General features: G+C 56.7%; 2 protein-coding genes. Both read right to left on the bottom strand.

The window, feature by feature from the left end; translation table 11 throughout:
* Positions 1 to 117 precede the first annotated feature (117 nt).
* The gene (locus EOL86_13430; protein NCD26577.1) at positions 118 to 1497 is read right to left on the bottom strand and encodes a hypothetical protein; all 1380 of its coding nucleotides are present in this window, start codon (positions 1495 to 1497) and stop codon (positions 118 to 120) included.
* A 145-nt stretch (positions 1498 to 1642) separates the two neighbouring features.
* Positions 1643 to 2796, bottom strand: a 1154-nt coding sequence (locus EOL86_13425; protein ID NCD26576.1) for a hypothetical protein, incomplete at its 5' end; no start/stop codon positions are given.

The raw sequence follows: 2796 nt of genomic DNA, 5'->3' as shown, positions 1-2796 counted from the left end.
GCCGCTCCAATCTCGAATAACGCCGTAATAGGTATGAAATTTCCACCCCCCCGCCCCTCAAAGGGGTGTGAAGGCCCGGGGGGGTGGAAATTTAAGGCAAAGAGCATGGCGCGGGCCTCATATGCTTTGACGGATGATTGTCGGTCGAAGGGAAATAACCAGATTCCGGCTTTCCTGTGTGGTCTTGCGGTAGGTGAACACCTCGCCAACAAGCGGGATCCACCCAAGGATCGGCACGTATTCCCGGCTGCTGCCCTTTTCCATGGACTTCACGCCGCCAAGAAAGATGGATTCACCATCGGCCAGCTTGACCGTGCTTTCGATTTCCTTTTTCTCCGTCACCAGATCCACGGCCTTGGTCGTGGTCATGGACACGTTCGATACTTCCTGGGAAACGGTCAGATAGATAAAATCACCCTCGACCTTGGGCGTGATGGACAGCGAAACGCCTACGTCCTCGCGAGTGACCGAATATTCCGACTCGCCGCTCTGGGTCTTGGTCTGTTTCTCGATGAACGGCACGTTCTGACCGACCACTATCCGGGCGGAATGGCCGGACAGGGCCGAGACAACCGGAGAAGACAGGACTTCACCGTGGGAATGGGTTTCCACTGCTGCCAGGGACGCCGACAGGGATCCGGAAATCAAATCCACCAGCAGGCCGGGACCGGGAGTCAGGAGCGAGGCAATTCCAGCGGCATTCAAATTGGCGGACACCGAGCCCGTGGTGGAAAGACGCACGCCCAATTCCTCGAATTCCTGATCCGTCAACGAAGCAATCACGCACTCAACCCGGACCTGGACGGATGACCCGTCAAGTTCCGTGATCATGCGTTCAGCGGCGGAAACCTGATCGGCAGGACCGGAGAGAAGGAGGGATTTACCGGCAATATGCGAGGACACGCCATCATAAAGCCCGTTGATGATGGAAAGGATTTGCTCCGGATCCTGGGTGTGCAGCGGAATCACCCGGCTATCGATCCCCGGCGACGGCTGATCCATGGCGGCCAGCGTTTGCCGGACCATTTGCCGGTCTGCCGGTGGACCCTGGACGATAACGGCATGGCCCCAATAGTCAGGAATCAGGCGCACCCCGCTTTCATCGGCTCGCAGCCGCTCAATGGCCGTGGACACCCGGAGATGCTTGACCGGGATCCGTTCCACATCGGCGGGCCGGAGGACATCCAGAGCACGGACCATGGCCGAGTATTTCCGCACCTGGTCAGAGGGGCCGGTGATCAAAACCTGGGACTCGCCCACGGCGGACACCTTGCCGGACGTGCCGACAGCCGTTTGCAGGGCGTCTGAAATCTGATCAGCCGTTACATATTGCAAAACATGGACGGACCAGCCCGCGCCAGGATCAATGCCTTGCTCGACAGGACGCACGATGTAGCCCCAGTTCATTTTCACCAAGGTTAGGCCGATGCTCGACAAGGAGGACGAGAAGATGGGCAGCACTTCCGAAAGCTCGAGGTCATCGGCGACCAACGTCATACGGCGATCACCGAATGATCCGGATATGGACTGGTTTGTGAGCTCCGAGACAAGAACGGCAACGTCACGGATAGGCGCATCGTAGAAACTGAAATCGATAGTCCCGGCGATGGAGCGCGACGCGAAAAGCACACACAGGACGAGGCTACAAAACGTTTTTTTGTTCACTGATGATCCCCCTTGAACGCGCGAAGTATTCTTGACCGTCTTTTTTCAGGCTTACTAAATTCCGATTTATGCGCGTGATTGAATACCCAAGATTGGATAAGGTGTCGGAAGTCAGCATAACGCCCTGGGACTCGTCCGGGCCTTGGAGCTCGAAGAAAATCACCTCAATGGAAGCAGTAGGCGTGGAGCGGTACACGGAACCACCCACAAGCCAGAGTGTTTTTCCTAGAAAATCAGCGAACGGATCAGATACAGCACGCCCAGAAAGAACAGCAGACGGCGCACCAGTCGGACCCGTAGAATTTTGACCGGGAGCAGCAGAAGGGACTTCACCTTTGGGCCGAAAAATCTTGAGAGGGTTTCCACGACTGATGATAAGCGCCAATAAAATGGCCAAAAATATGAGCAGGCCCATGATTTTTGGATTCTTCCAGAATGCGAGACCGGCTTTTGTGTCACTGACCACCCCCGTGGATGTAGATTTATAGAGCTCGAAAACCCATTTCGGAATCTTGCGGGTCCGAACAATCAGCAGATCCGAAGAAAGGCCGTTATTGCTGGCAATGTGCATGCCTTCCAGGTAGCGGCCCTTGATGCCCACCAGGGCTTGGTTTTTATGGAGGAAAGCCGCCTCGGAGACAGAGCGGATTTTGCCGTGAAAAAGCTTCACGTCCGGAGTCGTAAGGACAATATCCCAGTTGAAATGACGGTGCCGGGTCCAGGCGTCGGCATAGTCGCGGGGCCGTCCCTGGATCCGAGCAGCGTCCACGCCACCACGCAGGGCGAACGGTGCCCAATCGCCGGGGCGCATTTCGGACTGCCAAAAGCTTTGGGCCTCGTCGATCAGCAGGAACGCCCCGCAGTCCGCCCAGGTCCAAAAGGACTGCATCAGGAAAATGCCTTCCTCGGTTTCGGTATCAATCCAAACCAGCTCAAAGGATGCGGGAACAGTGCGCCGAGGAAATGCCTTGGTCAGAACCTCCCGGACCCGCTGCTCATCATCCAGGCCCCGGACATTGGTGATGACCACGCGACCGGAGAAAACGGCCTCGGTGAAATCGTCCATGACCGCGCCGCTTGTCTTGTAGGAGCCAGGAGGACCGTGATGTATTTTTACTGACATGGCGGGCC

The sequence above is a fragment of the Deltaproteobacteria bacterium genome (assembly GCA_009930495.1).
GTDB lineage: Bacteria > Desulfobacterota > Desulfovibrionia > Desulfovibrionales > Desulfomicrobiaceae > Desulfomicrobium.
The sequence above is the reverse complement of the archived record's forward strand: the minus strand, read 5'-3'. Positions and strand labels throughout refer to the sequence as shown.

Coding starts and splice junctions, on each gene's coding strand:
- EOL86_13430 (NCD26577.1), bottom strand. CDS start 1,497: ATGACGTTGGTCGCCGATGACCTCGAGCTTTCGGAAGTGCTGCCCATC.